At 57.9% G+C, this 1,547-nt stretch carries 3 protein-coding genes; 1 reads left to right on the top strand and 2 read right to left on the bottom strand.

Annotated features, from left to right (window positions below):
• Together QZY01_RS15610 and QZY01_RS15605 are read right to left on the bottom strand one after the other, a co-directional pair.
• On the bottom strand, positions 1-399 hold a 399-nt coding region (locus QZY01_RS15610; RefSeq protein ID WP_294538762.1), incomplete at its 3' end, for a hypothetical protein.
• 121 nt (positions 400-520) lie between these two features.
• Complete coding sequence (locus tag QZY01_RS15605; RefSeq protein WP_294538759.1) at positions 521-901, bottom strand: phage tail assembly protein; 381 nt, start codon at positions 899-901, stop codon at positions 521-523.
• Between the two features lie 209 nt (positions 902-1,110).
• Between QZY01_RS15605 and QZY01_RS15600 the strand changes: the two genes are divergently transcribed.
• Entirely contained in the window at positions 1,111-1,512 is a 402-nt protein-coding gene (locus tag QZY01_RS15600; protein ID WP_294538757.1) for a hypothetical protein, read from the top strand.
• Positions 1,513-1,547 lie beyond the last annotated feature (35 nt).

Genomic DNA, 1,547 nt, shown 5'->3' with positions numbered 1-1,547 from the left:
CGGCAGCAGGTTGAGCCGGGAATCTTTTGCGCCGCTCTTCTGATTGTCGCCTGAAGCTGCAAATTTTCGCTGCTGCGCCGAAAATGTCGCCTGTTCGCGCTTCACGGCGCGCAGCGATGCAATGGTCTGCGTTTCCCAGGACCTTACGCCCGCAATCTGCGATTTCGTCCAGGACGACGCGTTACCCGCCAATCCTGCCGAGGCCGCGTAATTCTTCCATGCTGACGCGACCATTTCGATGTCGCTTTTGGCGAGGCGAAGCTTCGAGAGCGACGCGACAAACTTATCGGTCGCGCCCGTGCCGGCCATCGCCTTGGATATAGACTTGATTTCGGACTCGGTGTCCTTCAGGGCTTGTGCGACGGAGCGGGCCGGCTTCGTCACATCGTCCTTGAGCACGATCGACAGTGTCGACGTCAGACTCGCCATCAAACCAGCCCTTCAATACGCATTGCTTCCCGCATTTCCGCCAGAAGCTCATCCCACGCCATGTCCATGATTTCAGCCATGGACCAGCCGATTATGCGCTTGACGAAGGCGCGGTAGGTTCGCCAGCCGCCGGGGCCGAAGTTTCCTCCGGTGCGGCCCGGAACCGGCGGGGCAAAAAATCGCGGGCGGCCTCTTCCAGCGCGAACTTGTCGTCGTCGTCGAGCGCGGAAAGCACGACGTCGGGGATGAGATCGCCAGCGGCGTCGCGGAACATCGGAAGCCGCGCCATGGTGGCGCCAGCATCATCGGAGAGGCCCTCGATAAAATCGGCGACCTCTTTCACCGTCAGCCTCACGACATGAACTTCGCGATATTCCTTGCCGCCAAACGACAGCGGCCATTCGAGCGCTGCGACGCGGGCGCGGGGGCGCGGCGGGAATGTGTCAATGAAAGTGGGTGCGATGGCAGTCATAATCGATCCTTGGGCTTGGGGTCCGGCAGGTTCCGTGCAAAATTGCACGCGTTATCCCGACCTATTCATTCGAGGTTTTGATGTCTCTCATTCCATGCGCATCCTGCGGCCATAATGTCAGCGCATCCGCCATATCCTGCCCCCAATGCGGCCACCCATTGCGGGAGGTTGAGCGCGCGAAGGCCGCTAAAAAGGCCGGAGCCGGGTGCTTGTCTATACTGGCTTTTGCCGCACTCGCGGGTTCATGGATGATCTACTATGGAGGGCAAATTATGGAGGAAGAGGCTAAGCACCCAACCTGTATTTCGGATTATAAAAAGTGTAGGGACAATGAAGATATTGTTCGTAATCACAAATCTCGGCAGCACGCGCACTTGCAAACAGAGTGTAAATCCGCAGCCAAGGCCTTATCCAAATACGGAGAGCCTGAAATACCGTTCTTCCCCTTCAAAGACTTTTGGAAGGGGGATACCTTCAGGAATGCCGGAGGCGCCACACTTCTTGAGGATGGCGCCATATTTCCGAACGCCAACGGCGGAAAAATGCGCGTCGGCCTATCTTGCCATTACGACCTCAGGTCCGACATCGCGACGGTCGGGTTTACGCCGTAACCCGCCTCAAATCCGCAAAATCGCGTTGATATCGG

Source organism: uncultured Rhodoblastus sp. (assembly GCF_903903185.1).
In the GTDB taxonomy this organism is placed as follows: Bacteria; Pseudomonadota; Alphaproteobacteria; order Rhizobiales; family Beijerinckiaceae; genus Rhodoblastus.
The sequence above is the reverse complement of the archived record's forward strand: the minus strand, read 5'-3'. Positions and strand labels throughout refer to the sequence as shown.